This window comes from Actinomadura sp. 9N407 (assembly GCF_044326315.1).
GTDB lineage: Bacteria > Actinomycetota > Actinomycetes > Streptosporangiales > Streptosporangiaceae > Spirillospora.
This window is the reverse complement of sequence record NZ_JBIRAW010000026.1, coordinates 12470-35210: the sequence shown is the minus strand read 5'-3', so window position 1 is coordinate 35210 and position 22741 is coordinate 12470. Positions and strand designations below refer to the sequence as shown.

22 protein-coding genes are annotated in these 22741 nt (G+C 70.8%); 16 read left to right on the top strand and 6 right to left on the bottom strand.

Annotated elements, in window-relative coordinates:
• The first annotated feature begins 7 nt into the window (after positions 1-7).
• The gene (locus ACH34Q_RS32585) at positions 8-1150 is read left to right on the top strand and encodes a zinc-dependent alcohol dehydrogenase family protein (RefSeq protein ID WP_395986960.1); all 1143 of its coding nucleotides are present in this window, start codon (positions 8-10) and stop codon (positions 1148-1150) included.
• A gap of 125 nt (positions 1151-1275) precedes the next feature.
• Here the strand turns inward: ACH34Q_RS32585 and ACH34Q_RS32580 are convergent, their stop codons facing one another.
• Complete coding sequence (locus ACH34Q_RS32580) at positions 1276-2694, bottom strand: amino acid permease (protein ID WP_395986959.1); 1419 nt, start codon at positions 2692-2694, stop codon at positions 1276-1278.
• A gap of 141 nt (positions 2695-2835) precedes the next feature.
• Complete coding sequence (locus ACH34Q_RS32575) at positions 2836-3570, bottom strand: PaaX family transcriptional regulator C-terminal domain-containing protein (protein ID WP_395986958.1); 735 nt, start codon at positions 3568-3570, stop codon at positions 2836-2838.
• A 215-nt stretch (positions 3571-3785) separates the two neighbouring features.
• Between ACH34Q_RS32575 and ACH34Q_RS32570 the strand changes: the two genes are divergently transcribed.
• The 6 genes from ACH34Q_RS32570 to ACH34Q_RS32545 all read left to right on the top strand — a co-directional run bounded on the left by ACH34Q_RS32570 (position 3786) and on the right by ACH34Q_RS32545 (position 9752).
• Entirely contained in the window at positions 3786-4268 is a 483-nt protein-coding gene (locus ACH34Q_RS32570) for a VOC family protein (RefSeq protein WP_395986957.1), read from the top strand.
• 118 nt (positions 4269-4386) lie between these two features.
• On the top strand, positions 4387-6198 hold the full coding sequence (locus ACH34Q_RS32565; RefSeq protein ID WP_395986956.1) for an acyl-CoA dehydrogenase family protein: 1812 nt from the start codon (positions 4387-4389) through the stop codon (positions 6196-6198).
• 274 nt (positions 6199-6472) lie between these two features.
• Positions 6473-7723, top strand: coding sequence for a cytochrome P450 (locus ACH34Q_RS32560; RefSeq protein WP_395986955.1), 1251 nt, complete (start codon positions 6473-6475; stop codon positions 7721-7723).
• A 6-nt stretch (positions 7724-7729) separates the two neighbouring features.
• Positions 7730-8827 (top strand): NAD(P)-dependent alcohol dehydrogenase, encoded by a 1098-nt coding sequence (locus ACH34Q_RS32555; RefSeq protein ID WP_395986954.1) that lies wholly within the window; start codon positions 7730-7732, stop codon positions 8825-8827.
• A 146-nt stretch (positions 8828-8973) separates the two neighbouring features.
• A complete protein-coding gene (locus tag ACH34Q_RS32550) occupies positions 8974-9426 on the top strand; it encodes a DUF4334 domain-containing protein (protein ID WP_395986953.1) in 453 nt (150 codons plus the stop codon).
• Positions 9426-9752 (top strand): hypothetical protein, encoded by a 327-nt coding sequence (locus ACH34Q_RS32545; RefSeq protein WP_395986952.1) that lies wholly within the window; start codon positions 9426-9428, stop codon positions 9750-9752. Before ACH34Q_RS32550 ends, ACH34Q_RS32545 begins: the two co-directional genes overlap by 1 nt.
• Before the next feature lie 82 nt (positions 9753-9834).
• On the opposite strand, the gene ACH34Q_RS32540 is transcribed toward ACH34Q_RS32545, so the two are convergent.
• Positions 9835-10857 carry a 2-hydroxyacid dehydrogenase gene (locus tag ACH34Q_RS32540; protein WP_395986951.1) on the bottom strand — a complete coding sequence of 341 codons (1023 nt, stop codon included), beginning with the start codon at positions 10855-10857 and terminating at the stop codon, positions 9835-9837.
• Positions 10858-10894: 37 nt separating this feature from the next.
• On the opposite strand from ACH34Q_RS32540, the gene ACH34Q_RS32535 reads away from it, so the two are divergent.
• The 7 genes from ACH34Q_RS32535 (at position 10895) to ACH34Q_RS32505 (ending at position 16784) form a co-directional block, all read left to right on the top strand.
• Positions 10895-11902, top strand: a complete 1008-nt coding sequence (locus ACH34Q_RS32535) for an NAD(P)H-dependent flavin oxidoreductase (RefSeq protein WP_395986950.1) — start codon at positions 10895-10897, stop codon at positions 11900-11902.
• Positions 11903-12017: 115 nt separating this feature from the next.
• Positions 12018-14117 (top strand): catalase, encoded by a 2100-nt coding sequence (locus ACH34Q_RS32530; RefSeq protein WP_395986949.1) that lies wholly within the window; start codon positions 12018-12020, stop codon positions 14115-14117.
• A gap of 73 nt (positions 14118-14190) precedes the next feature.
• On the top strand, positions 14191-14532 hold the full coding sequence (locus ACH34Q_RS32525) for a DUF3140 domain-containing protein (RefSeq protein WP_395986948.1): 342 nt from the start codon (positions 14191-14193) through the stop codon (positions 14530-14532).
• A gap of 29 nt (positions 14533-14561) precedes the next feature.
• Positions 14562-14753, top strand: a complete 192-nt coding sequence (locus ACH34Q_RS32520; protein ID WP_395986947.1) for a hypothetical protein — start codon at positions 14562-14564, stop codon at positions 14751-14753.
• Positions 14754-14885: 132 nt separating this feature from the next.
• Positions 14886-15392: a SigE family RNA polymerase sigma factor gene (locus tag ACH34Q_RS32515; RefSeq protein WP_395986946.1), complete on the top strand. Its 507-nt coding sequence runs from the start codon at positions 14886-14888 to the stop codon at positions 15390-15392.
• On the top strand, positions 15389-16306 hold the full coding sequence (locus tag ACH34Q_RS32510; protein ID WP_395986945.1) for a hypothetical protein: 918 nt from the start codon (positions 15389-15391) through the stop codon (positions 16304-16306). The genes ACH34Q_RS32515 and ACH34Q_RS32510 overlap by 4 nt, the downstream gene beginning before the upstream one ends.
• A 181-nt stretch (positions 16307-16487) precedes the next feature.
• Positions 16488-16784, top strand: a complete 297-nt coding sequence (locus ACH34Q_RS32505) for an MTH1187 family thiamine-binding protein (RefSeq protein WP_395986944.1) — start codon at positions 16488-16490, stop codon at positions 16782-16784.
• A gap of 22 nt (positions 16785-16806) precedes the next feature.
• Here ACH34Q_RS32505 and ACH34Q_RS32500 read toward each other — a convergent pair whose 3' ends face one another.
• Positions 16807-17007 (bottom strand): hypothetical protein, encoded by a 201-nt coding sequence (locus ACH34Q_RS32500; protein WP_395986943.1) that lies wholly within the window; start codon positions 17005-17007, stop codon positions 16807-16809.
• A gap of 117 nt (positions 17008-17124) precedes the next feature.
• Between ACH34Q_RS32500 and ACH34Q_RS32495 the strand changes: the two genes are divergently transcribed.
• Positions 17125-17661 (top strand): AAA family ATPase, encoded by a 537-nt coding sequence (locus tag ACH34Q_RS32495; RefSeq protein ID WP_395986942.1) that lies wholly within the window; start codon positions 17125-17127, stop codon positions 17659-17661.
• Positions 17662-17671: 10 nt separating this feature from the next.
• Positions 17672-20440, top strand: coding sequence for an AAA family ATPase (locus ACH34Q_RS32490; protein WP_395986941.1), 2769 nt, complete (start codon positions 17672-17674; stop codon positions 20438-20440).
• Positions 20441-20449: 9 nt separating this feature from the next.
• On the opposite strand, the gene ACH34Q_RS32485 is transcribed toward ACH34Q_RS32490, so the two are convergent.
• Both ACH34Q_RS32485 and ACH34Q_RS32480 read right to left on the bottom strand, forming a co-directional pair.
• Complete coding sequence (locus ACH34Q_RS32485) at positions 20450-21709, bottom strand: erythromycin esterase family protein (RefSeq protein ID WP_395986940.1); 1260 nt, start codon at positions 21707-21709, stop codon at positions 20450-20452.
• An 81-nt stretch (positions 21710-21790) separates the two neighbouring features.
• The gene (locus ACH34Q_RS32480) at positions 21791-22735 is read right to left on the bottom strand and encodes an alpha/beta fold hydrolase (RefSeq protein WP_395986939.1); all 945 of its coding nucleotides are present in this window, start codon (positions 22733-22735) and stop codon (positions 21791-21793) included.
• Positions 22736-22741 lie beyond the last annotated feature (6 nt).

The following is a 22741-nucleotide window of genomic DNA, read 5'->3' as shown; positions in this document are numbered from 1 at the left end:
CAGCCTGATGGGGACGCGAGAGCCGCAGGAGACGCGGGCGGCGGTGCTGGTGGAGTCGGGACGGCCGGGGCCGTACGGCGAGTCGGGGCCGATCGAGATCGCGACGCTGGCGCTGGATCCGCCCGGGCCGGGCGAGATGCTCGTCAAGGTGGGTGCGGCCGGGCTGTGCCACTCGGATCTGTCGGTGATCAACGGATCCCGGGTACGGCCGCTGCCGATGGCGCTCGGGCATGAGGCCGCGGGCGAGGTCGTGGCCGTGGGCGAGGGCGCCGAGTTCCAGCCGGGCGATCATGTGGTGATGGCGTTCGTCCCGGCCTGCGGCAGTTGCGACCGGTGCGTGGGCGGACGACCCGCGCTGTGCGGGCCCGGCGCGCAGGCGAACGGGGCCGGGACGCTGCTGGGTGGCGGGATGCGGTTCACCGCGCAGGACGGGAGCCGGCCGTTCCACCATCTGGGTGTGTCGGCGTTCTCCGAGTACACGGTGGTCTCGTCGAAATCGGCGGTGAAGGTCGATCCTGAGCTGCCGTACGAGATCGCCGCGCTGTTCGGCTGTGCCGTGCTCACCGGGGCGGGGGCGGCGTTCTACAGCGCCGAGGTCAAGCCGGGTGACAGCGTCGCGGTGTTCGGCCTGGGCGGGGTGGGGCTGGCGGCCCTGCTCGCGGCCAAGGCCGCCGGGGCGTCGCGGATCGTGGCGATCGACGTGGTGGCGTCCAAGCGGGAACTGGCGCTCAAGCTCGGCGCGACGGACGTGGTCGCGGGCGGGCCGGACGCGGTGGACGCGATCCGCGAGCTCACCAAGGGCGGCGCCGAGAAGGTCATCGACACCACGGGTGTCGTGCCCGTTCTGGAGCAGGCGTACGCGGCGACCAGGGCCGGCGGTACGACGGTGACCGTCGGGCTGCCCGCGCCGGGCAAGCCGGTGACGCTGCCTGCGCTGAGCCTGGTCGCGGAGGAGCGCACGCTGCGCGGCAGCTACCTGGGCTCCAGCGTTCCGAGAAGGGACGTACCGCGCTTCATCGACCTGTACCGGGCCGGGAACCTGCCGGTGGACGCGCTGCTCTCGCACCGGCTCAGGCTGGAGGAGATCAACTCCGGGTTCGACCGGCTGCACGGCGGCGAGGCCGTACGGCAGGTCATCACGTTCACCTGACCCTCAGCCCCACCCGACGCCTCGACGCCCCGACGTCAGCCCTGCCAACGTTGACTCGTGGCATGTTCGCCCTTCCAGGGCGGGAGAACAGGCGAACACGCCACGAGTCAACGGAGGCGGGCGAGCTAGTCGTTTCGGGCCAGCAGGGAGTGGCGGCGGCTGTAGACGAAGTAGATCAGCGTCCCGAGCAGGAACCAGGCGGCGAAGCGGAGCCAGGTCTGCCACTGCAGGAACGTGATCAGCCAGACCGAGAACACGACGCCGATCGCCGGGATCACCGGCATCCACGGCGTACGGAACTCGCGCTCCAGGTCGGGCTCCCGGTAGCGCAGGACGATCACGGCGATGCAGACGACGATGAAGGCCAGCAGGATGCCGATGTTGGTCAGCTCGGCGGCCTCGGCGATCGGCAGCAGGCCGGCGATCAGCGCGGAGCCGATGCCGAGCAGCCAGGTGATCCGGGTGGGGACCTTGCGGGTCGCGTGGGTCTTGGCGAACCACATCGGCAGCAGCCCGTCCCGGCTCATCGAGAACCACACCCGGGTCGCGCCCATCATGAACGTGAACAGCACGGTCAGGATGCCGAGGATGGCGCCGACCGCGATGATCAGGCCGACCGTCTCCATGCCCACGGACTCGAACGCCGACGAGAACGCGGCGGTCGGGTTGATGTCCTGGTAGGAGACCATGCCGGTGAGGACCAGGCAGGCCAGCACGTACAGGACCATCGAGAACACCAGCGAGTAGACGATCGCCTTCGGCATGTGCTTGCGCGCGTCGTGCGACTCCTCGGCGGCGGTCGACATCGCGTCGTAGCCGAAGACCGCGAAGAACACCGTCGCGGCGCCGGTGACCGCGCCGCCGACACCGAACGGGAAGAACGGCGAGTAGTTACTGGTGTTGATCTTGAAGACGCCGACCACGATGACCAGCAGCACGATGCCGACCTTGAGGTAGACCAGCGCCGTCTCGAACCGCGCCGCGCTCTTCATGCCCAGGTTGAGCACGTACGCGATGAGCAGGCAGAGCACCACGGCGAACAGGTTGACCTTGTAGCTGCCGGCGGCGACGCCGTCGGGTTCGGTGCCGGGCGCGCCGGACATCCACAGCGGCAGGTCGATGTCCATGAAGCCGAGCAGGTCGTTGAAGTAGCCGGAGATGCCGATCGCGACCACGGCCACGATCGCGGTGTACTCCAGCAGCAGGTCCCAGCCGATGGCCCACCCGGCGAACTCGCCGAGCACCACGTAGCCGTAGGTGTAGGCCGATCCGGCCTTCGGGATCATGCCGGCGAACTCGGCGTACGAGAGCGCGGCGGCGGCGCTGGCGATGCCGGCGATCAGGAACGAGAGCAGCACGGCCGGTCCGGCCTTCTCGTTGGCGACGGCACCGGCCAGCGAGAAGATCCCGGCGCCGATGATGCCGCCGATCCCGATCGCGGTCAGCTGCCAGAGGCCGAGCGTCCGGCTGAGCCCGGTGGTGTCCTCGTCGATCTGCTCGATGGGTTTGCGGCGGATCAGATCGTTCAATGCCTTGTGGGCCATGGCCCTTTCTTCCCCCGAACGTGGGATTCGGGCAAGGCGCACCCGATCACGATTTCGGCAAGGGTTTGTTCAGAGGGCTTTGTCCAGGCAGAACGTGTTCAGGCGGGGCTCGTTCGGGCGGACAAAGACCTGGTCCCGGCCTCAGGCGAAGATGTGCTCGGCCAGCAGGTGCTCGAAGCCGGTCTCGAAGCGTTCGTAGTGCTCGCGCAACTCCGGACCCGGCCAGTCGGCGGGGAGTAGCTCGGCGGGCAGCAGCGGGTCGCGCAGGAGGTGGCGCAGTACGGCGGCGGACACGGTGAACTGCTCGGCCAGCGAGCCCGCCCGGTCGAGCGATGCGCGCAGCTCGCGCGCCGTACCGGCCCAGCCGTCCAGGTCCCACAGCGTGCCGGCCAGCTCGGCCGGATCCTCTTCGGGACGCCCGGTGAGGAACGCGCACTGGCGCTGAACGATCTCGGGCCGCGGACGGTTCAGGTTGGCCGGGCGAAGCCAGGTGCCCTCGCGCAGCTCGGCCAGGCGCAGCGCCGACATCGCCTGGCGGAGGGCCGCTCGTTCGGGGGCGGCGCGGCGTTCGGCGGTGATGACGGCGATCTCCCAGGCGCCTTCCCAGGGGCGGGTACGGGGGAAGCGGCTCTCGTCCTGGCGGGCCTGGCGGCGAACGAGCCGTTCGGGCAGCTCGTACGCGCCGTCGGCCTGGACGAGATCGCCGGCGGCGACCATCCGCGACAGCGCGACCCGGATCGTCCCCTCGGCGATGCCGAACAGCTCACCGACCCGTACGAACTGCCGCGCGCCGAGCCGGGGCGGGTGCGACCCCAGCAACGTGCTCAGCACCACCGAACGCGCGGTGAGCGGTCGCAACCCCAGAACCTTCGCCATGGCAGCCAGCATGCACCAGCCCGCACCCCCCGGTTGACTCGTGGCGTGTTCGCCGTGGAGGCCCGCTCGGAATGGCGAACACGCCATGAGTCAACGGGAGAGAGGGCAACGGGTGAGGAGGCGACAGGTGAGGGGAGTTTAGGACAGGAACTGGCCTATATGGCTTCTAACGTCTGTGATGACGGTGAGCGAGAGCGGCGAAAGAGGGAGCATTCATGTCGGTCAAGGCGATCCCCGAGGGCTACACGAGCGTGACGCCGTGGATCATCAACCGGGACACGGCTGGGCTCATCGACTACATGACTCGGGTGTTCGGTGCCGAGGAACTTGCGCGGGTCACCGACGAGCACGGCCGGATCGGGCATGCGGAGGTACGGGTCGGCGACACGTTCATCGGGATGTTCGACTCGGCGCCCGAGTGGCCGGAGACGCCGGCGTTCCTGCGGCTGTACGTGGAGGACGCCCGGGCCGTCCACGAGAAGGCGGTGGAGGCCGGCGGTACGTCGGTCTCCGAGGTCACTCACCTGGCCTTCGGCGATCTGATCGGGCGGGTGCGCGACCCGTTCGGCAACCTGTGGTGGATCATGACCCGGATCGAGGACGTCACCGAGGAGCAGATGGCCGAGCGCTGGGCCGACCCGGTCTTCGTCAAGGCGATGGAGTACGTCGCGGGAGCCGACTTCTTCCCGGGACGGTGAGCACGTTCCCGGGACGGTGAGCACGGTTTTCCCGGAACGGTGAGCACGGTTTTCCCGGAACGGCTAGCCCCGAATTACAGTCTTTTCACACGTGTGTTGAGAGTGTAATGTCCGGGACATGGCGTCCTATCTGATCGAGCCCGTGGACCGGCTTCCGTTCGGTGGTCCTGAGAAGGCCCGCCGGTACGCGACCGAGCGCTACCAGGGGGCGGTGGGCCTCAACTGGTACACCAGCGATCCCACGCTGCGGTTCCTCATGCGCCAGCACCTCGGCGCGGAGGGGCTGGCGTGGGCGGAGCCGCGGCTCACCGAGCTGGGCGGGCTGATGGGCGGGGCGATCGCCGAGCGGGCCGAGGAGACCGACCGCAACCCGCCCCGGCTGGAGAAGTACGACCGGTGGGGCCGCGACATCAGCCAGGTCGTGATGCCGCCGTCGTTCGAGGCGGCCCGGCGCGATCTGGTCGCCACGAGCTTCACCCGGCCGGACTTCATCGCCGAGGCGCGGGCGGCCGGGGTGGACCCGGCGCCGATGGGGGTGGCCTGGAGCTACCTGCTCGACCAGGCCGACATCGGGATGGCGTGCGCGCTCGGGACCGGCGGCGACATGGTCGTGGGGCTGAGCGAGCTGTTCGCGCCCGAGGACGTCAAGGCGCGGGTACGGGAGCTGTTCGCGGCCGGGGAGTTCTCCGGCGAGGCCGCGCAGATGCTCACCGAACGGTCGGGCGGCTCCGATCTCGGCGCGCTGGAGGCGACCGCCACGCAGGACGGGGACGCCTGGCGGCTGAACGGCTTCAAGTGGTTCGCGTCCAACGCCAACGGGTCCGCGTACGTGGTGCTGGGCAAGCCCGAGGGCGCCGTGGACGGGGTACGCGGGATCGCGCCGTTCCTCGTACTGAGGGAGCGCCGGGACGGCTCGCGCAACGGCATCCGGATCCGCCGGCTCAAGGACAAGCTCGGTACGCGCTCGGTCGCGAGCGCGGAGATCGAGTTCACCGACGCGGAGGCGTTCCTGCTGGCACCGGCGACCAGCGCGCCCACCGTGGGGGGACCGGGCGCGGGCCAGGCGGGCGCGGTGCAGGCGGGTGACGGCCGGGGCCTCGCCCGGATGATGGAGTTGACCAACGGCGCGCGGCTCGGGATCTCGATGATGGGCGTGGGTTGCGCGCGCCGCTCGCTGGTCGAGTCGCTGTGCTACACGCGGGCCCGGGAGGCGTTCGGGGCGCCGCTGTACGAGCAGCCGCTGATGCGCCGCAAGCTGGCCGAGCTGATCGTCGAGACGGAGGCCGCGCAGGCACTGGTCTTCGACGGCTACCTGGGCCGGCCGCGGCTGCGGATCGGCGCGGCGCTGATCAAGATGCGCGCCGCGCGGCTGGGCGTGACGGCGGCGAGCGACGCCATCGAGATCCACGGCGGCAACGGCTACATCGAGCAGTGGCCGGTGGCCAGGATCCTGCGGGACGCCCAGGTCAACCCGATCTGGGAGGGCGGCGACAACATCCTGTGCCTGGACGTACGGCGCGGGATGGAGCGCGAGCAGGCGCACCTGCCGTTCCTCGAACGGCTGGAGGAGGCCGCCGGGCGAGCACCCGAGGGCGATGGCGCGACGGCCGACCTCGTCCAGCGGCGCATCGACGACCTGCGGAAGGCGATCGGGCGCTGGCAGGGGCTCGACCGGACCACCGCCGAGGCGCGGCTGTACCCGCTGGCGCGGTACATGGCGGACGTGTACGCGGCATCGCTGCTGCTGGAGCAGGCCGGCTGGGAGCGTTCGGAGACGGGCACGGACCGGAAGGCGCTGGTCGCGCGCCTGTACGCGGACGCGCATCTGGCGGATCACGGCGCGATGCGCGGGATCGACACGCCCGCCGAGGACCTGGACCGCTTCAAAGAGCTCGCGGACGGATCTCTGACGGATTCCCGCACCGGATGAACGCTGATCCCCGAAACGGAACGCTGCTTCCCGAACGGTGAATCCTGTTTCTCGACCAGCTCGACCTTGGCTTTTTCGAAACCGGTGAACGCTGTTACCAAGGCGCCTGAACGCTGCTTCGCAACTCGCGTGAACACTGTCCCTGACCCGGATGCCCACGGGGCGCGCGGCATGATTGGGTGATCTCTGGCGATATGTGATCGATCCGGTTGACCGAATAGGATTCGGGTTCTAGGTTCCTAGCGGGCGGCCTCGTTCGTGAAGGAGTCGAGAGATGAGTCTCACCGTGGACGAGGCGGGCCGCGCGCTCGCCGATCCGGCGGCGTACGCCGACGATGAGCGGCTGCACGCCGCGCTGGCGCTGCTGCGCCGCGAGAGTCCGGTGCATTGGGTCGAGCGGCCGGGCTACAACCCGTTCTGGGCGATCACCAAGCATGCCGACGTGCTGGAGATCGAGCGCGAGCACGAGGTGTTCCTGAACGCGCCGCGCCCGCTGCTGGCCTCGGCGCTCCAGGACGAGATCAACAAGCAGCGGGCCGAGGCGGGCATCGGGCTGCGCACGCTGATCCACATGGACGACCCGGATCACCGGGTGATCCGGGCGATCGGTGCCGACTGGTTCCGGCCCAAGGCGATGCGTGATCTGGAGCCGCGGATCCGGGAGCTGGCCCGCCGGTACGTGGACCGGATGGCGGTCCTGGGCGACAGCTGCGACTTCGTCAAGCAGGTCTCGGTGCACTACCCGCTGTATGTGATCCTGTCGCTGCTGGGGATGCCCGAATCCGACTTCGACCGGATGCTCAAACTCACCCAGGAACTGTTCGGCGGGGACGACAGCGAGATGCGCCGCGGGGAGACCCCCGAGGAGATCCAGCAAGTCCTGATGGACTTCTTCGCGTACTTCCAGGAGCTGACCGAGGCCCGGCGCGCGAACCCGACCGATGACCTGGCCTCGGCGATCGCCAATGCCCGGATCGATGGTGAGCCGCTGAACGACTTCGACACCACCTCGTACTACGTGATCGTGGCCACCGCCGGGCACGACACCACCAGCTCCACGATCTCCGGTGGCCTGCAGGCCCTGATCCAGAACCCCCGCCAGCTCACCCGGCTGCGCGCCGATCCGGGCCTGATGCCGCTGGCGGTCGACGAGATGATCCGCTGGGTCACCCCGGTCAAGGAGTTCATGCGGACCGCCACCCGCGACTACAAACTGCGCGACGTCACCATCCGCGAAGGCCAGTCGGTGCTGCTGTCCTACCCCTCGGCGAACCGCGACGAGGACGTCTTCGACGACCCGTTCAGCTTCGACGTCGGCCGCGACCCCAACAAACACCTGGCCTTCGGATTCGGCGTGCACTACTGCCTGGGCGCCGCACTCGCCCGAATCGAAGCCCGCGCCTTCTTCGAAGAACTACTCCCCCGCCTGGAGTCGATCGAACTCGCCGGAACACCCGAGAACACCGCCACCACCTTCGTCGGCGGCCTCAAACGCCTACCCATCCGCTACTCACTCCGGGGCTGACGGCAGATGCGCATCGACGCCGCGGTGCTGCGCACCGAGGACGGGCCGTACACGATCGAGCCGCTGGAGCTGGCCGATCCCGGGCCGGGGGAGGTACTCGTCCGGATCGCCGGTGCCGGGATCTGCCACACCGACCTGCTCGGCCGCGTGCCCGGCGGCTTCATCCCCAAGCCCGTGATCCTCGGGCACGAGGGCTCCGGCGTGGTCGAGGCCGTCGGCCCCGGGGTCACCGAGGTCGTGGAGGACACGCACGTCGTCCTGTCGTTCGACTCCTGCGGTGCCTGCGCGAACTGCCATACGGCCCATCCCGGCAACTGCTCCGAGATGACGATGCTCAACATGGCCGCCGTACCGCTGGACGGTAGGCCCCGCGCGACGGACGCCGACGGGAAGGCCGTCCACAACCGGTGGTTCGGCCAGTCGTCGTTCGCCACGCACGCGCTCGCGACCGCCCGCAACGTCGTCCCCGTGCCCGACGAGGTTCCGGTGCACCTGCTCGGCCCGCTGGGCTGCAGCATCCAGACCGGCGCGGGATCGGTGTTCTTCTCGCTCGGGGTCCAGGCGGGCGACAGCATCGCGATCTTCGGTACGGGCGCGGTCGGGCTGGCCGCCGTGATGGCCGCCCGGGTCGCCGGCGCCACCACGATCATCGCCGTGGACCTCAAGGAGAGCCGCCTCGAACTGGCCCGCGAGCTGGGCGCCACCCACACCTACAACGGTGCCGAAGACGGGATCGCCCTGCGGATCAGGGATCTCACCGGCGAGGGCGTCCAGTACTCGTTCGACACCACGGCCGTGCCCGAGGTCGTGTCGACGGCCGTCGCCTGCCTCCGTACGACCGGGGTCTGCGGCCTGGCGGGCGTCGGGCAGCAGGAGTACCGGCTCGACCCGAGCCTGCTGCTGCTGGGCCGTACGGTCAAGGGGATCATCGAGGGCGACGCCGTACCGCAGACCTTCATCCCGGTCATGATCGACCTGTGGCGGGCGGGCCGCTTCCCGTTCGACCGCCTGATCGAGACCTACCCCCTCGACCAGATCAACGAGGCCGAGGCGGACACGCTGGCCGGCAAGACCGTCAAACCGGTGCTGCTTCCCGGTAGCTGATGCTTCCCGGTAGCTGATCCCCGGTACCTGAGAGGACCCGAGTGACCCTGCAAGACGTAGCACCCGAAGACTTCAACGCCCCTGCGTCGTCTCCTCAGCCAGCGTCTCCTCAGGACGTGTCCTCTCAAGATGTGTCCTCTCAAAACGTGTCGGCCCAAGACCGGCTGCTCGCCCTCGTCCAGGGAACGGGATCCGCCGCCCCCGGCGAGCTGGAGCGGCTCTACGACCGGCTGGCGCCCGTCTCCCCGACCTTCATGCTCGGTACGTGGCAGGGCGGCGTCTTCGAGCGGGCCGACGCCATGGCCGCGATGCTGATCAAGATGCGCTGGTACGGCAAGCGCTTCGCCGGCATCGAGAACGTCGAGCCGCTGCTGTGCCGCGACGACGCGGGCGAGATCTACTCGTTCACCGGCATGGGGATGGCCCGGCTGCGCGAGATGTCGTACCGGGGTACGGTGTCGGCCGCCATGATCTACGACGATCAGCCCATCATCGATCACTTCCGCCGCGTCTCGCACGACGTGGTGATCGGTGCCATGGACGCCAAGGCGCAGGAGTCCGTTCTCTACTTCCACCTCACCCGGGTGGAAGAGGCGTGATGAAGATGCCTGTGCTGAAGGTCCGCGTCGTCATGGCGGCCGTGTTCGCGCTCGGCCTCCTCTTCAGTACCGCGTCGAGCTGCACCAGCGCCAAGTGCCACAACGGCGAATGCACCGTGACGTTCGAGGGCGGGCCGGGCTCCACCACGGTCAGCGGCCTGGACGACGCCGAGGTCGCCCTGATCGCGGTCGAGGGCGACCGGGTCCACGTGTCGATCGGCGGGCAGCAGGCCGAGCTCACCAAGGGCGTGCTCGCCCGGCTCGCCGGCAAGCAGGTGGTCGCGACCGAGGTCACCGCCGAGAAGGTCGTCCTCAGGATCGTCTGAAGCCCCGAGAACGACAGAAGCTCGAGAACGAAAGACCCACTCGTACGGCCGGTCAGTGAACGCGGTATCAGTGAACGCGGTGTCAGCGGACGCGGTGGAGGAGGTCGTCGCCTCGGACGAGGCGGTGGCAGTTCTCCACCGCGACGCCGAAGTAGCGGTTCCAGGTCTCGCGGGTCAGCCAGGCCACGTGCGGCATGACGACCACGTTCTCCAGGGCCATCAGCGGGTTGGCGGCCGTGGCCGGCTCCTGCTCGAAGACGTCCAGGCCCGCTCCGGCGAGGTGGCCTGAGGCCAGCGCCTGGACGAGCGCGGACTCGTCGATGATCGCGCCGCGAGCGGTGTTGACCACGATCGCGCCGGGCGGCAGCAGGGCGAGGCGTTCGCGGTCCAGCAGGTGATGGGTATCGGCGGTCAGCGGGATGTGGACCGAGACGATGTCGCTCTCCCGGAGCAGATCGTCCAGCTCTCGCCAGGACGGGTCGTCCGGACGGGGGCGGCGCGAGGTGTAGAGGACGTTCGCTCCGATGGCGGTCAGCATCCCGCGCAGCAGGCCCGCGATCTGCCCGCCGCCGAGCAGGCCGACCGTACGGCCGCTCAGCTCGCCGCCCACGAGGGCGCGGTCGGCCGGCCAGCCACGGCCTTCCCTGGTACGGGCGTCGAACGTCACCACGCGGCGCAGCGCGGCCAGCATCAGGAGCAGAGCCGATTCCGCGACCGCCTGGGCGTTGGTGCCAGGCATGTTGGCCACGGCGATGCCGCGCTCGGCGGCGGCGTCCAGGTCGATGGTGTTCACCCCGGTACCGAGCTTCTGGATCAGGCGCAGCTTCGGCGCGCGGTCGAGATCCTCGGCGGTCAGCGGGCGCAGCACGTGCCAGAGGACCTCGGTGTCGGGCAGCAACTCGGCGAACCGCTCGTCGTCCTCCTCCGCGCAGCTCACCACATCGAGATCCGCGCCGTCCTGGGCCGCGCCGTCCTGGGCCGCGCCGTCCTGGGCCGCGCCGTCCTGGGCCGCGCCGTCCTGGGCCGCGCCGTCCTGGGCCGCGCCGTCCTGGGCCGCGCCGTCCTGGGCCGAATAGTCCGTGTCGTAGTGCAGCAGTACCCGCATCCAAGCCCTCCTCAAGGTCTCTCGTAGTATTTCGCGCATGCTGGAACGGCTGGACCGCCCCATCGTGCAGGCTCCGATGGCGGGCGGCGGCTCGACGCCCGCGCTGGCCGCGGCGGTGTCCGGCGCGGGCGGGCTCGGGTTCCTGGCCGCGGGCTACAAGAGCGCCGAGGCGATGCGCGAGGAGATCGCCGCGACCCGGGCGCTGACCTCGCGGCCCTTCGGGATGAACGTGTTCATGCCCTCGTCCGATCCGGTCGACGAGGCCGCGGTCGCCGCGTACCGGGAACGGCTCGTTCCCGAAGGCGAGCGGCTCGGCGTGGCGCCCGGCACGCCGGGAGGCGACCGGACCGACGGCTACGCGGCCAAGATCGAGAGCCTGGTGGCCGAGGCCCCGGCCGTGGTGAGCTTCACGTTCGGCTGCCCGGAGGCCGAGGTCGTCCGGGCCCTGCGGGATCGCGGCACGTACGTGATCGTCACGGTGACCACCCCGGACGAGGCCCTGATCGCGGTCGAGTCGGGCGCCGACGCGCTCTGCGTGCAGGGGGCGGAGGCCGGAGGCCATCAGGGATCGTTCACCAACGCCGTTGGACCACCCATCGAATTGCGCCCCTTGCTGGCCGCCGTACACAGCGTCACCGGTTTGCCACTGATCGCGGCCGGCGGGCTCGGGACGCGCGAGCATGTCGCCGAGGCGCTCGCCTTGGGCGCCGTCGCGGCCCAGCTCGGCACCGCCTTCCTGCGAAGCCCGGAGAGCGGGACCAGTGCGGTCCATCGGGCCGCGCTCACCGATCGTCGCTCTACACGTACGGCTCTGACCAGGGCTTTCAGTGGACGGCCCGCGCGGGGCCTGGTCAACGGCTTCATGACGCGGTACGAGGAGTTCGCGCCCGCCGTCTATCCCGAGGTTCACTACGTGACATCGCCGTTGCGCAAGGCCGCCGCCGCGCAGGGCGACCCCGAGGGCGTCAACCTGTGGGCCGGAACCTCGTACAGGCTGGCCTCCGACGCCCCGGCAGCCGAGATCGTCGCCGCCCTCACCCCCTAGCTCCGCGCCTGCTTCGGGCCGCGATGGCGTCTTTGCGGCACGTTGGGCATAGGGCCCGATCTCCCGGGTAGGCGGGCCATCGAATCAGATGGCACGAGACCGGGGGTAGGACGATATGGCGGACTCCGCCGATCGTGATGACGACAAGCAACGGCAGCTCGCCGGCGACCGCGTGAGCCCCGAGGGCCCGGCGCTGACCACCGACCAGGGCATTCGGGTCGACGACACCGACAACTCGCTGACGGTGGGCGAGCGCGGCCCGACGCTCATGGACGACTTCCACTTCCGCGAGAAGGTCACCCATTTCGACCACGAGCGGATCCCCGAACGGGTCGTACACGCGCGCGGCGCCGGGGCGTACGGCCAGTTCCACGTGTACGACGGGTCGCTGGCCGAGTTCACGGCGGCGGAATTCCTGACCGATCCGTCCCTGACCACGCCGGTGTTCGTCCGGTTCTCCACCGTGGCCGGATCGCGCGGATCGGCCGACACCGTACGGGACGTCCGGGGATTCGCGACGAAGTTCTACACCCGGCAGGGCAATTACGACCTGGTCGGCAACAACATGCCGGTCTTCTTCATCCAGGACGGGATCAAGTTCCCCGACTTCGTGCACGCGGTGAAGCCGGAGCCGCACAACGAGATCCCGCAGGCCCAGTCCGCGCATGACACGCTCTGGGACTTCGTCCAGCTCCAGCCCGAGACCATCCACATGATGATGTGGCTGATGTCGGACCGGGCGCTGCCGCGCAGCTACGCGATGATGCAGGGATTCGGCGTCCACACGTTCCGGCTGGTCAACGCCCAGGGACGTGGCACGTTCGTGAAGTTCCACTGGAAGCCCAAGCTCGGCACGCATTCGCTGGACTGGGACGAGACGCAGAAGATCGCGGGCAAGGACCCCGACTTCAACCGGCGCGACCTGTGGGACAACATCGAGTCCGGGCACTTCCCCGAATGGGAGCTGTGCGTGCAGCTCGTACCGGAGGAGGACGAGCACAGGTTCGGCTTCGACCTGCTCGACGCCACCAAGCTCATCCCCGAGGAAGAGGTCCCGGCCCGGCCGGTCGGCAAGATGGTCCTCAACCGCAACCCGGACAACTTCTTCGCCGAGACCGAGCAGGTCGCGTTCCACCTCGCCAACGTGGTCCCGGGCATCGACTTCACCAACGACCCGCTGCTCCAGGGCCGGCTGTTCTCGTACCTGGACACCCAGCTCATCCGGCTCGGCGGCCCCAACTTCCCGCAGATCCCGGTCAACCGGCCCGTCGCCGACGTCCGCAACCACCACCGCGACGGCTACCACCAGATGGGGATCCACCAGGCGCGGTCGGCGTACCACAAGAACTCGCTGTCGGGCGGCTGCCCCGCGATCGCCGGGGACGGCGCGTACACCCACTACCAGGAGCGGGTGGACGGGCAGAAGATCCGCAAGCGCAGCGAGAGCTTCAACGACCACTACAGCCAGGCCACGCTCTTCTGGAACAGCATGGCGGGCTTCGAGAAGGAGCACATCGTCGCCGCGTTCCGGTTCGAGCTGGGCAAATGCGAGACGATGTCCATCCGCGAGGGCGTCGTCCGGCACCTCAACCACGTGGACCACGAGCTGGCCGTCCAGGTCGCCGAGGGCATCGGGGTGGCGGCGCCCGCCGCCGCCGGTTCGCCCAACCACGGCCGCAGCTCGCCCGCGCTCAGTCAGGCGAACGCGCCGACCGACACCATCGAGGGCCGCAAGGTCGCGATCCTGGTGGCCGACGGGGTGGACTCCGGCGACATCGCGTCCGTCGGCGAGGCCCTGGTGGACGCCGGCGCGGTCTGTGAGGTGCTGGCGGCCAAGGGCGGCGAGGTGCAGGCCGCCAACGGCGCCCAGGTCGACGTCACCAAGGCCATGCCGACGATGGCGTCGGTCCTGTACGACGCCGTACTGATCCCCGGCGGCCCCGAGAGCGTCCGCGCCCTCAAGGCCGACGGGCTGGCCGTGCACTTCGTGGCCGAGGCGTTCAAGCACGGCAAGGCCATCGGCGCCATCGACGCGGGGATCGAACTCCTGGAACGCGCCGGCGTCACCGGGGTACGGGTCGCGAGCGAGGGCGCCCTCACCGACCAGGGCGTGGTCACCCGGCGCGGCGGCGACCCCGGCTTCGCGAACCAGCTGATCACCGCCATCGCCGCCCACCGCCACTGGGAGCGCGACCGGGACTCGGTGCCCGCATGACCGCCCCCGGCCGCCCGACGATCACCGGCCGCTCGACGATCACCGGCCGCTCGACGATCAAGGAGAGAGCACGATGACCGACAGCACGCCCGCGGATGTCGAGCTTCTGTGGGACGAGTTCCACGAGGTCGTCAACATGACCTCGGACGAGATCCGGACCTGGCTGCTCACCGACGCCTCGGGCGAGGAGGCCTTCCCGGCCGATCCGGGGATGCGGCTGCCCGAACTCGGCGTCCAGGTCGTCGACCTGCTGCGCAAGCGCAAGGTCGACCTGACCCGGGAGGACACCGAGGTCATGCGGAAGGTCGTGGAGTTCGTCGAGGAACGGGTCGACGACCGTCCCGCGGACGCCGTCCAGAACGAGCGGTGGCGGCACGAGCTGATGTCCGTCGGCCACGACCCGCTCAAACCGTAGACAAGCCGAAGACAAGGGGGGAGAGAACCATGCCGAACCCGCAGCAGCGCGAGATCAGCAGGACCGAGCGCACGGCGGTGAACCAGGAGCCGCCGGCGGAGGCGACCGACCCGAAGGGCACCAAGCCCAAGGGCCACGCCCACGGGACCGACAAGGGCAAGAAGGGCGGCGGCAAGGGCGGCGGAGTCCCACCGGACCAGCAGCCCGACCACCCCGCCTGACCAGCACGCGAAACGGGCGCGGACCACCACGGTCCGCGCCCGTTCGCGCGCGTTTCCGGAAAGTCGAGCAAGGCGGCATAGTTGCGGGGCCCCTGCGGTGTCTGAGGAGATGACACCCCAAAGGAGGCCCCTTTGAACCGAGAGGCCCGAGAGAGCTTCAGCGCGTTCGTCGCGGCGCGGTCGAACAGCCTCATTCGGACGGCGTACGTCCTGACCGGTGACCAGCACGCCGCCGAGGAACTGCTGCAGAACGCGCTGGCGAAGACGGCCGCGCGGTGGGGACACGTGCGCGACAATCCCGAGGGCTACGTCCGCCGTGCCATGTACAACGAACAGGTGACCCGGTGGCGGTGGCGCGGCCGCGAGTCGGCCTTCGCGGAGCCGCCGGACCTCCCCTCGTCCGGGCCGGACGTCGATCTGCGGGTGACACTGGAACGCGCGTTGCTGGCACTGCCGCCGCGCAAACGGGCGGTACTCGTCCTGCGCTACTACGAGGACCTGCCGGAACGTGAGATCGCCGAGATCATGGGCTGCTCGGTCGGCACCGTCCGCAGCCAGACCCACCGCGCCATCGCCCGGCTCCGGGAACTGGCCCCCGACCTGACCGCCCACCTCACGCCCTCGGGAAGCCGACCATGACAGACCCGATGCTCAGGGAAGCCTTCACCGCTATCGCCGACCGCGCCGAGCCCGTCGACGACCTCACCGACCGCGCCCTGCGTACCGCCACCCGCCGCCACAAGACCAGGGTGGTCGCCGGCGCGGCGGCCCTCGCCCTGGCGGTCGCCGTGCCCGTGACGGTCGTCGCGGTGGGCGGGGACTCCAACACCGAGGTCCTCGGCCCGTCTGACCGGAGCCCGAGCGGACCGCCGCAGAACGCCCCCAGCGGCCTGCCAGAGAACACCCCCGAAGAGCGAGCACTTGCCCGCGCCTGCATGCGGAACGGCCCGCCCGTCGGCTCCATGGGCGAGAACCGTCCTGACATGGGCAGTGCTTCGGACTTCCGGCTGCTGACGACGATGCCGGTGCGGGGCGGACGGCTCGCGGAGGTCGGAAGCCGGCACGGCTACGTGCTCTGTGTGAGCGACGGGCGCGGCAACACCGAACCACCGAAGTTCAACGCCTGGCCAGGGAAGCCGCACGGAGGACTCTTCGGGTTCGGCGCGCCGTTGCGCGTGGACGGGATCCGGCAGGTTCAGGCGGTGAGCGGATGGGACGAACTGCACGCCGTGGTCGTCGGCCGCGCCAAGCCTGAGGTGGTCAAGATCAGCGTGGCCTGGGCGGGCGGGCGCACGGACGAGGCCGCCGTCCGGAACGGCTTCTTCCTCGCCCAGACCCCGGCCAAGATGATGCCGGACCATGGGGTCACCGGGCCCATGGCGAACGGGGCGATGTCCTCGCCCACGATCCGCGTCCTGAGCGTGACCGGGTACGACGCCGGCGGCAGGGTCCTGCACACCTGGCGGCCGAAGGTCAGAACCGAGGAGGCGGGCTTCACACCCGAGGACTGCACCGACGGGCTGACCCGCCCCCGCCCCACGCTCTGCGACTGAGCCGTTCCCATCCCGCACCGCCGCGTACGAGATGGTCCCGTCCCAACGCCACCCCGAACGCCCGTCCGTACACCGGCGCCGTTCTAGGGCGGCGGAGTCCCGCCGGTGTCAGCCCCGGCCGTTCTGGGCCTAGCCTCGACTTGCTCGGTCGCGAGCCCTGTCTGAACTTGAGGAGTCCAAGATGCTCGTTGCCTTCTCCATCACCCCGCTCGGTGTCGGCGAAGATGTCGGCGAGGTCGTCTCCGAGGCCGTGCGGGTCGTTCGGGCGAGCGGCTTGCCGAATCAGACCGACGCGATGTTCACCACCATCGAGGGTGAGTGGGACGAGGTCATGGCCGTGATCAAACAGGCCGTCGACGCGGTCGCCGAGCGTGCTCCGCGGGTCGGGTTCGTGATCAAGGCCGACATGCGCCCCGGCGTGACGAACGGGCTGACGTCGAAGGTCGAGACCGTCGAGCGCTACCTCGCCGACACCTGATCCCGGACGGCGCTCCAGGGGGTTAGGGGATTTCGGTTTGGGGGGTGTAGCCCTCTTCCTCGCCGCCTGGGCCGTCGGCCGGGGCGTTGGGCGGGTCTGTGGGGCCGGGCTCGTGTTCACCTGCGATGTCCGGGTCGTCCTCCTGTGGTGCTCCGGCCTCCGCTCGCCGGTCGGCCAGCGGCTTGTCCCGGTCGTCGCCGCCCTGGTCCTTGCGTTCGGTCATCTCGCCCACCCTCGTCTGGATCGCCTCTGAACTGGATCGCCTCTGTCTGGATCACCGCTGCCTGAACGGCGCGTACCCACACGAGGCGCGTCCATCCAGGGCCGCCAGAATCGGCTCATGACCGAACGCTTCGTCGTGCTGACCGGCGGCCCGGGGTCGGGCAAGAGCACGCTGATCGACCGGCTGGCCGGGTACGGGTACGCCCGTTCGGAGGAGGCCGGGCGCGGTGTGATCCGCGACCAGATGGCGATCGGCGGCCCGGCGCTGCCCTGGAACGATCCGGGCCTGTTCGCCGAACTCATGCTCTCCTGGGAGCTGCGCTCGTACCGGATGGCGGAGGCCGCCGAGGGAACGGTCCTCTTCGACCGGGGTGTCCCGGACATCGTGGGCTACCTGCGGCTGGAGGGTCTGCCCGTACCGGATCATGTGGCCGGGGCGGCGCGGCGCTTCCGCTACCGGAGCACGGTGTTCATCGCGCCGCCGTGGCCGGAGATCTATGAGCACGACGGCGAGCGCAGGCAGTCCCTGGACGAGGCCGAGCGGACGTACGCGGCGATGGTCGAGACCTACCGGGGGTACGGCTACGAGCTGATCATTCTGCCGCGTGTGTCCGTCGAGGCCAGGGCCCGGTTTGTCGTGGAACGACTCGGTTAGGGTTGCCGACATGCGCTTGCACGGCCGGGACGAGGAGATCACCCACATCGACCGGCTGGTCCGCCGGGCACGGGAGGGGCGCAGCGAGGCCCTGATCCTGCGGGGCGAGGCCGGGATCGGCAAGACGGCGCTGCTCGAACGGGCCGTGGACACCGCCGCCGGTGAGGGCATGCAGGTGCTGCGCGGTACCGGGATCGAGACCGAGAGCGGGATGCCGTACGCGGGCCTGCACCTGCTCCTGCGCAAGCATCTGGACCGGATCGGCGCGCTGCCGGACGGGCAGGCGGGGGCGCTGCGCGCCGCGCTCAGCATGGGCACCGCGGAGGGCTCCGGTGACCGGTTCCTGGTCGGGCTGGCGGTGCTCACGCTGCTGGCCGACCTGGCCGAGGAACGCCCGCTGCTGTGCGTGGTCGACGACGTCCAGTGGCTGGATCCCGAGTCGGCCGGGGCGCTGCTGTTCGCCGTCCGCCGGCTGGAGGCGGAACCGCTCGCGGTGCTGCTGGCGGCGCGGGATCAGGATGGGCCAGGGACCAACGGACCGGAGAACGGCGGGGCGGAGAACACTGCCGAGTTCGCGGCGCCGGGGGTTCCCGAGTTGCGGCTGCGTGGGCTGGACCAGGACGCCGCCGCGAGCCTGCTCGCCGAGCGCGCGGCCGAGCTGCCCCGGTACGAGGTGACCGAGATCCTTGTCGCGGCGTCGGGCAATCCGCTGGCGCTGGTGGAGCTGCCGACCGTCCGTTCCAGTGGGTCGCCGTCCGCTCCGTCTTCGACGTTCAACCGCATCCAGCGCTCCTTCGCCGAACGGATCGCCGGGCTGCCCGCCGCGACGCGGACGCTGCTGCTGATCGCGGCGGCCGACGACGTGGGCGATCTGGCCGTGATCCTGCGCGCGGCCGAACGGCTCGGGGGCTCCGTGGCCGATCTCGAACCGGCCGAGCGGCGGGGCCTGCTGGCCTCGTCCGAGGGGCGGCTGGAGTTCCGGCATCCGCTGATCCGTACCGCCGCGAGCGCGGGCGAGCCGCTGAGCGCCCGGCTGGCGGCGCACCGGGCGCTGGCCGACGCGTACCGGGAGCTGGGCGACCCCTGCCACCACGCCTGGCATCTGTCCAGTGCCGTCACCGGGCCGGACGAGAGCGTGGCCAGGGTGCTGGAGGACGCGGCGGAGCTCGACCGCAACGCGGGCGGGTACGCGGGGGTGACCGCGATGTACGAGCGGGCCGCCGCGCTCAGCCCCGACCCCGCGCAGCGCGGCCGGCGGCTGGCGGCCGCCGCGCGCGCCGCGGTCGACGGCGACCTGCCGGAGAAGGCGATCGCCCTGGCCGAACGGGCCGCGGCCGACCTGGCCGATCCGGTCGACCGGGCCGATCTCGTACTGATCAGGGCCTCGCTCGCCGACGAGGCCGACCGGGGCAAGGAGGCGTACCGGCTGCTGTACGACTCGGGCGTCGCGGTGGCGGAGGCGGCGCCCATGACCGCCGGCTTCCTGTTCTTCAAGGCCGCGTCCGCCGCCGCCAACACCGGCGACATCGAGGCGCTGCGCGAGGCCGCCGACCACGCCGAGGGCCTCGGCCTGCCGAACGCGTATCTCGTCCGGGCGATCGCCACGATGTTCATCGGGCAGGACCCGCTGGCCGAGCACGAGACCGCCGAAGGCGCGTCGGCCCTGCGCGTCCTGCTGGCCGACACCGGGCCCTGCGTCGGGATCCGGGACGTCCTGAACACCGCCTGGTGGCAGCTGCTCTTCGGAGACATCGAGGGCGCGTACGAGGCCGCCGAGGACCTGGCCCGGCGCTGCCGCGACCAGGGCGCGATCGGCCTGCTGTCCCTGGTGCTGCCGCTGCTCGCGCGGACCGGGCTCATCCTGGGCCGGTACGGCGAGGCGCTGACGGCGGCGACCGAGGGGATGCGGATCGCCGAGGACACCGGCCGGCACCGGCTCCGGATCTACAACGCGACCGTACTGGCGCTGCTGGCGGCGATCCAGGGGGACGAGCGGCGCTGCGAGGAGCTGACCGCCGAGGCGCTGCGCCGGGGGCTGCCGCCGAGCGGGGCGCACGCCGCCGGGGCGCTGAGCCTGCTCGACCTGGGACTCGGCCGGCACGAGGCCGCGCTGGCCCGCCTGTCCGACATCGTGGCGGGGCCGGGACGGCAGGGCGCCATCGCCAGCCTGCCCGATCTCGTCGAGGCCGCCATACGCGCCGGGGATCCAGAGTCGGCCCGCGACGCGGCCGGCCGGTACCAGGAGTGGGCGGCGCAGATCCGGCGGCCATGGGCGGAGGCGGTCGCGCTGCGATGCGCCGCGCTGGTCGCCGACGACCCGGGCAAGGCCTACGCGCGAGCGGTCGAGGTGCATCGGGAGGACGGGACGATTCCGTTCGAGCGGGCCCGTACCGAGCTGCTGTACGGCGAGTGGCTGCGCCGGTCCCGCCGCCGCAACGACGCCCGCACGCATTTGCACTCGGCGCTTGACCTGTTCGAGCGGCTGGGCGCCGTGCCGTGGGCCGAACGCGCCCGTACGGAACTGCGCGCGGCCGGGGAGAGCATCGCCGCCGGAGACGTGAAGGGCCAGAGCGGCGGTGGATCGGGGCCTCTCGCCGCCCTCACTCCGCAGGAGCTCCAGGTCGTACGGCTCGCCGCGACCGGGCTGAGCAACCGCGACATCGGTGCCCAGCTGTTCCTCAGCCCGCGCACCATCGGCTACCACCTGTACAAGGCGTTCCCCAAGCTCGGCGTGGCCTCCCGCGCCGAACTCGCCCGCCTGGACCTCGCCGCGGCCTGACCCCGCCCGTCACCCGGGGCGTGAGGGGGTCACCTCGCGGGAGTGGACGGCCACGTCCAGCCATCCGGCCACCGTGCCGCCGGCCATGTGGTGGTCGGCGTCGTCCTCGGGGCGGTAGCCGGGGCCGATCACGCGCAGCTTGGACGGGGCGTTCAGCCAGGCGGTGACCTCGGGCGCGGCACCGGGATCGCGCAGGTCGACCAGGTAGTGGCCGGTGGTCGCGGCCGTGTCCAGGACGGAGTCGGCGTAGTCGCCGGGCGGCGGCGGTACGGGGACGCCGCCGTGCACCGCGCCCTGGCCGAAGGTGACGCCCATGGAGAGATAACCCTTGCCGAGGTGGCGGCGGAGAGTGCCGCCGGTGTTGAGTTCCGCGTCGCCGTTACCAGGGTTACCAGCGCCGGAGTCGCCGCTACCGGAGTCGCCGATCGAACGGCCGGGGGCCGAGTGGGCGGTGCCTCCCCAGTAGACGACCTTGGAGCCGGTGTACTGGTGCCACCAGAGGAGGTTCTCTGCCATCCGCCGTTCCGCGTACGGGAGGGCCTCCATGATCGGGCGCGAATGGAAGATGTGGAAGTCCACGACGGCCCGAGCCTGCTGCAGCGCGACGTCCCGTCCGGCGGTAGGTGGCAGCGCTGCGGCCAGCTCGTACGCGCGCTCGGCGTGTGCGATGTGCGGTGCCTTGTCGGGCAGGCTTCGGTAATGCCCGACATGCTCGTCGATCTCGCCGGTGGGGCGGAGCGGCGCGTAGTGCGCGTCCAATTCGGGAAGCCGGTCCGGTGCCGCCCGGCGCACGTACTCGGTGACGGTGTCGTACGCGACCTCGCGGATGCCGGTGAAGTCGATGCCGACGAACCGGACGGGGTCGTTCGGATGCCGCTCGTTGAACTCCCGCATCCAGGTGATGACATCGAGGATCTCCCGGGTCCGCCAGGGCAGCCACATCTCGGCGAGGAGCTCGCGCGGGTCGCCCTCGCCGGTACGCACGTACGCGTCGAGGCTCAGGCTTCTCGTCCAGTCCTCTTCCAGCGCGAGCGTCCGGTACCCGAGCTCCTCGACCAGGAACCGGGCGACCCGGTGCTGCAGGACGGACACCTCGCGAGCGCCCCGGGTCGACGCTCCCATCCCCACGACCGTGGCATCGGCCGCGAGCGCGCGCAGCGGTTCGAGATCGGTGAGCGGCGCGCCGGCCTCAGGCGCGTCCAGCGGGTGAGCCCGTCCGGAGATCCACCGGGTCGCCGCGGCCCGTCCTGCGTCGTTCTGCCTGGTCATGGGAACCCCCTTGGTCCGAACGTGTCCGGTGTGGACGTGTCGTCTTCGACGCTAGGAGGGGCCGGTGAGGCCGGGCATCCGTCAGGTGACCGGTCCGGTGTCGGTGCGGGTGCGGGTGCCGGTGCGGGTGTCGGTGTGGGTCAGGAGGGCGGCGGCCAGTTCGTCCAGGACCTGGGGCGGGAGGGTGTGGCCCATTCCCTCGATCATGAGCAGTCCGGCGCCGGGGATCTCCGCCGCGATGAGCGCGCCGTGGCCGGGCTTGGCGGGCTCGCGGGTGCCCTCGACGACCAGCGTGGGGGCGGTGATCCGGCCCAGCAGGCCGACCGGCTCGACGGTCAGGTCGGCCATGCCCGCCCGCTGGTGCCCGGCCTCGGAGCCGGGACGGCGGGCGCGGTCATGGATCCGCTCCTCCTGGCGGCGCTGCTCGTCCTCGTCGAACGGCAGGTCCGGGCCGGCCAGCATCCGGGCCGTCTCGATCGCGAAGTCGATCATGGACTTGCGGTCGGGGGCGGGCGGGTTCGCCGCGACCCTGGTGAAGAAGTCCACGAACTCCGGGGTGGGCGGGGGCAGGTCCCCCGGGCGGGCCGGTTCGCCGGTGAGCGCTCGGACGATGACCTCGCCCTCCCGGCGGCCGAGCGGGGAGGAACCGATGACCGTCAGGCTCAGGGCGCGGCCGGCGTGCTCGCCCGCGATCCACTGCGCCACCAGCCCGCCGGCCGAATGCCCGACGAGGTGCGCCGCCTCGATCCCGTACGCGTCCAGCACCGCGAGCGCGTCGTCCTTGAGGTCGGCCCAGGTGTACGGATCGGCCTCGAAGTCGATCACGCTCGACCGGCCGGTGTCCCGGTGGTCGTACCTGATCACCCGGCGGCCCGCGGCGGCGAGCCGGCCGACGAGCGCGTCGGGCCACAGCAGGCCCTGCGACATCGAGCCCGCGATCAGCAGGACGGGCGGGTGCGCCGGGTCGCCGAACTCCTCGGTCCACAGCTCGATGCCGTTGGCGTTGATCATGCGTCCCGTCGTCAAAACGTC

Bases quoted from the DNA above. Each gene is read 5' to 3' on its own strand.
- ACH34Q_RS32585 (WP_395986960.1), top strand. From the start codon at position 8: ATGGGGACGCGAGAGCCGCAGGAGACGCGGGCGGCGGTGCTGGTGGAG.
- ACH34Q_RS32580 (WP_395986959.1), bottom strand. From the start codon at position 2,694: ATGGCCCACAAGGCATTGAACGATCTGATCCGCCGCAAACCCATCGAG.
- ACH34Q_RS32575 (WP_395986958.1), bottom strand. From the start codon at position 3,570: ATGGCGAAGGTTCTGGGGTTGCGACCGCTCACCGCGCGTTCGGTGGTG.
- ACH34Q_RS32570 (WP_395986957.1), top strand. From the start codon at position 3,786: ATGTCGGTCAAGGCGATCCCCGAGGGCTACACGAGCGTGACGCCGTGG.
- ACH34Q_RS32565 (WP_395986956.1), top strand. From the start codon at position 4,387: ATGGCGTCCTATCTGATCGAGCCCGTGGACCGGCTTCCGTTCGGTGGT.
- ACH34Q_RS32560 (WP_395986955.1), top strand. From the start codon at position 6,473: ATGAGTCTCACCGTGGACGAGGCGGGCCGCGCGCTCGCCGATCCGGCG.
- ACH34Q_RS32555 (WP_395986954.1), top strand. From the start codon at position 7,730: ATGCGCATCGACGCCGCGGTGCTGCGCACCGAGGACGGGCCGTACACG.
- ACH34Q_RS32545 (WP_395986952.1), top strand. From the start codon at position 9,426: ATGAAGATGCCTGTGCTGAAGGTCCGCGTCGTCATGGCGGCCGTGTTC.
- ACH34Q_RS32540 (WP_395986951.1), bottom strand. From the start codon at position 10,857: ATGCGGGTACTGCTGCACTACGACACGGACTATTCGGCCCAGGACGGC.
- ACH34Q_RS32535 (WP_395986950.1), top strand. From the start codon at position 10,895: ATGCTGGAACGGCTGGACCGCCCCATCGTGCAGGCTCCGATGGCGGGC.
- ACH34Q_RS32530 (WP_395986949.1), top strand. From the start codon at position 12,018: ATGGCGGACTCCGCCGATCGTGATGACGACAAGCAACGGCAGCTCGCC.
- ACH34Q_RS32525 (WP_395986948.1), top strand. From the start codon at position 14,191: ATGACCGACAGCACGCCCGCGGATGTCGAGCTTCTGTGGGACGAGTTC.
- ACH34Q_RS32520 (WP_395986947.1), top strand. From the start codon at position 14,562: ATGCCGAACCCGCAGCAGCGCGAGATCAGCAGGACCGAGCGCACGGCG.
- ACH34Q_RS32510 (WP_395986945.1), top strand. From the start codon at position 15,389: ATGACAGACCCGATGCTCAGGGAAGCCTTCACCGCTATCGCCGACCGC.
- ACH34Q_RS32505 (WP_395986944.1), top strand. From the start codon at position 16,488: ATGCTCGTTGCCTTCTCCATCACCCCGCTCGGTGTCGGCGAAGATGTC.
- ACH34Q_RS32500 (WP_395986943.1), bottom strand. From the start codon at position 17,007: ATGACCGAACGCAAGGACCAGGGCGGCGACGACCGGGACAAGCCGCTG.
- ACH34Q_RS32495 (WP_395986942.1), top strand. From the start codon at position 17,125: ATGACCGAACGCTTCGTCGTGCTGACCGGCGGCCCGGGGTCGGGCAAG.
- ACH34Q_RS32490 (WP_395986941.1), top strand. From the start codon at position 17,672: ATGCGCTTGCACGGCCGGGACGAGGAGATCACCCACATCGACCGGCTG.
- ACH34Q_RS32485 (WP_395986940.1), bottom strand. From the start codon at position 21,709: ATGACCAGGCAGAACGACGCAGGACGGGCCGCGGCGACCCGGTGGATC.